Annotated in this window: 3 protein-coding genes; all 3 read right to left on the bottom strand. The window is 39.3% G+C overall.

Annotation, left to right across the window (positions count from 1 at the left end; all coding sequences use genetic code 11):
- Nucleotides 1–327: 327 nt before the first annotated feature.
- The gene (locus tag PUQ00_RS32630; protein WP_300424143.1) at nt 328–822 is read right to left on the bottom strand and encodes an ureidoglycolate lyase; all 495 of its coding nucleotides are present in this window, start codon (nt 820–822) and stop codon (nt 328–330) included.
- Nucleotides 823–933: 111 nt separating this feature from the next.
- Nucleotides 934–1,953: an RpoD/SigA family RNA polymerase sigma factor gene (locus PUQ00_RS32635; protein WP_300424144.1), complete on the bottom strand. Its 1,020-nt coding sequence runs from the start codon at nt 1,951–1,953 to the stop codon at nt 934–936.
- A gap of 596 nt (nt 1,954–2,549) precedes the next feature.
- Complete coding sequence (locus PUQ00_RS32640; RefSeq protein WP_300424145.1) at nt 2,550–2,795, bottom strand: DUF3172 domain-containing protein; 246 nt, start codon at nt 2,793–2,795, stop codon at nt 2,550–2,552.
- Nucleotides 2,796–3,069 lie beyond the last annotated feature (274 nt).

Consider the following 3,069-nt stretch of genomic DNA (forward strand, 5'->3'; position numbering starts at 1 on the left):
TTCTATCCCGCTTGTGATCTGGGTTTCCGACTCTTGGATTTCCCATCGTTTTTTTCCTTGATGCACCTGTTGACAAGCTTACCTTTTTCTTAAGTTGTCACCAATAGTCTCTGATTGGGAACGAGATTTTAAAAGAGTTTTGGCTTAAGTTGACACGCATGGGCAGAGAACAGCCCCTACGGGTGTACCTCACGTAAACGAGAACCCCTATATGCTTTCTTAAATGTGGAACAGCTGATCACAACTAATTTACCCGACATGATATCAAATGGTTAAACTGAATTTAGGAAAATTGTTTGTCTATGCCTATGTTTAAACTTCACTCACCTAAACCATTTCAAACTCTAATTGATGACTATTGAGAAAATCATGGGTGAAATGATCCACCACATTTGTATCAGCTAGTTCCAAATTATAAAAATCCACAGCTTCATGGTCAAAATAGGGGCCAGCGTGCCAAGTACCCCCATGTAGCTTGATAAAACAATTCCCTGGAATATGGAAAGCAGCAATCTCTTCTAATGCTGGTTGATTCACATCATTATTAGGAGGACAAACTGCAATGAACCAATCCTTTCCTTCTAAAGAACCCAGACATTGAGTGCATTGCACATGGCGAGTAATTTTGTGAAACTTTCGCCCTTTCTTCTCCAACCGCATAACATAAAATCGTGGAATCCCGTTTTCCAGGTTTAACTGGGCATCTTCGACATCGTAAGCTTTGCCATCAAGACTAGCAAAAATCACCTGTCCATAACGCCGAAAGTTTTCAGAAGTCACCCATTGTGCTTGCAATTGCTGCACTGTTTTTGATGTACTCATATCAAATCTTTGAAATATATTACTTAGGTTTATTTTCCCACTAACTGAATTTTATACAGCAATTATGGTGAATTCCTAAGTTTAAATGCCCTAAATTGTGGAAAAATGACCTCAGCTAGCTAGATAACTACGTACTTGTTCCTTTTGCCGTCGGAGGAGACTGAGAGCTTTTTGCTCTATCTGACGCACCCGTTCTCGACTAATACCCATGCGATCGCCAATCTGTGCTAAAGAAAGTTCATACCCATCAGTTAGACCAAAACGCAAGGTTAATATTTCTCGCTGCTGGGGAGACAGCTTTGCCAACAAGTCTTGTAAGTCTTGGTGAAGAGATTCTTCAACAGCATAGTCTTCGGGAGAAGGCCCATCATCCTCCAGTATGTCCTGCAATTCTGTGTCCTGTTGTTCACCAACTCGCGCCTCTAAGGAGAAGGGTTGACGGGCCAAGTACAAACACTCTCTAACTTGACTGGGTGTTAAAGATAAGGCGTTAGCGATTTCAGCAGTAGTGGGAACGCGACCCAGCTGTTGAGATAATTCTCGCTGCACCCGTTTAATTTTGTTCAGTTTCTCAAAGACGTGGATCGGTAAACGAATTGTACGTCCTTGTTGAGCGATCGCTCGTGTGATTCCTTGACGAATCCACCAGTAAGCGTAGGTAGAAAACTTATAACCAAGAGCGGGATCAAATTTATCCACCCCTCGCTCTAAACCCAAAGTACCTTCTTGAATTAGATCCATAAATTCTAGGTTGCGGTGCTGGTATTTTTTCGCCACTGCTACCACTAACCGGAGATTAGCCTGAATCATTTTCTGCTTGGCTTGGTGTCCTTTACTTAGCTGTTGCTCTAACACCTCAACACTTAACTCCACTTGATCTGCCCATTCTTGCAGCGTGGGTTGGTGATTTAATTTCACAGCCAATTCTTCTTTAGCAGCTAATAAATTCATCATCTGCTGCACTTGTTGGGCAAAAATAACCTCTTGTTCGCGAGTCAACAAATCTACACGCCCGATCTCTTGCAGATAACTACGCACAATATCATCTGTAGCTCGAGGTTTTTTATCTGCGGCTAAACTTTTTTTCTTCGTTTTCTGAACTTCGGTAGGTGGAGATGTTAAGTTGCTCATGGTTATTTGCTCTTCTGTAACCTCATCGATTTATTGGTATCAAGTCTAGATATTCACACCCTTAGCCATTTCACACTGCTAATTAATTAGCAATAATGATGAATTCTGGTCTATGATACATTACAAGTCAATTGTTGGAGATAATAAACCCAAAATCAACCCACTCATTAATAATAACATCATCACCCGTTACAAATCAATTCACCCAAAGTATCATCAGCATATCTTTTGAAGTAATTACACTCCTTTTTTATTGATTTTTGCATATTGTCAAACATAATTCTATTTAGTTTAATTATCCAATCCAATATAATTACTGGAAAAAATCAATAATTGACCAAGCAACTATTTCATTTTCTAAGAGACAAATTCCTAACAGCAAATACCAACATCATTCTCAATTCTTAAACCACTGATTTTTTTTGAACTGTTAATAGTCTGGTTATACTTCTATGTAATTCTGATTAAATGGAATTAATTAAATATAAAACCTCCATTTTTTACCTCTAATTTTTTGCTAAATAATCCAATCATATCAAGCTGGGTACGTAGGGGACGATCGTTAACCATGAAATCAAGCACTTTTCCTACTCCCCCTACTCAAGAATAGCTTTCTTTAGGAATCCGGTCAAATACTTGTAATTAGGGATTGAGATGACAAAGACGTGGGTATCTGTGACAATTGCACTTGTGTCATACTGCACGCAGATATCTGCATTGGATGCGGTACTCTCAATATAATTACTCCTAAATACATTTTCGTGGCTAACAGTGGTAACATTAGCACCAAGGATAATACTTGGCAACACAGCAACACCAGGGTAGCTTGCCGCCGTATGCATCGCCATTAATATTCTAATTGAAGCAAAAAGATTTACCTTTAGACGTAGGTGGTTAATATGGCAAGATTCCCCACTTCTGCAATAAGTCGGAAATCATCTCAGACCCTTAACTAAGCAACATCTAACAGCTTTATTGCTTAGTAGTTTTCACCTTCTAGCTATTTTCAGGTAAATAAGCCACACAGTAGGTCACAGTATTGTTGTGCCCTACGACAGATATATAGGACTCCTATTTGATTTCTGAACAAGACTAAGAGAGAATACGGAGAGGTTT

Source organism: Nostoc sp. S13 (assembly GCF_029379315.1).
Taxonomy (GTDB): domain Bacteria; phylum Cyanobacteriota; class Cyanobacteriia; order Cyanobacteriales; family Nostocaceae; genus Nostoc.

Bases quoted from the DNA above. Each gene is read 5' to 3' on its own strand.
- PUQ00_RS32630 (WP_300424143.1), bottom strand. From the start codon at position 822: ATGAGTACATCAAAAACAGTGCAGCAATTGCAAGCACAATGGGTGACT.
- PUQ00_RS32635 (WP_300424144.1), bottom strand. From the start codon at position 1,953: ATGAGCAACTTAACATCTCCACCTACCGAAGTTCAGAAAACGAAGAAA.
- PUQ00_RS32640 (WP_300424145.1), bottom strand. From the start codon at position 2,795: ATGCATACGGCGGCAAGCTACCCTGGTGTTGCTGTGTTGCCAAGTATT.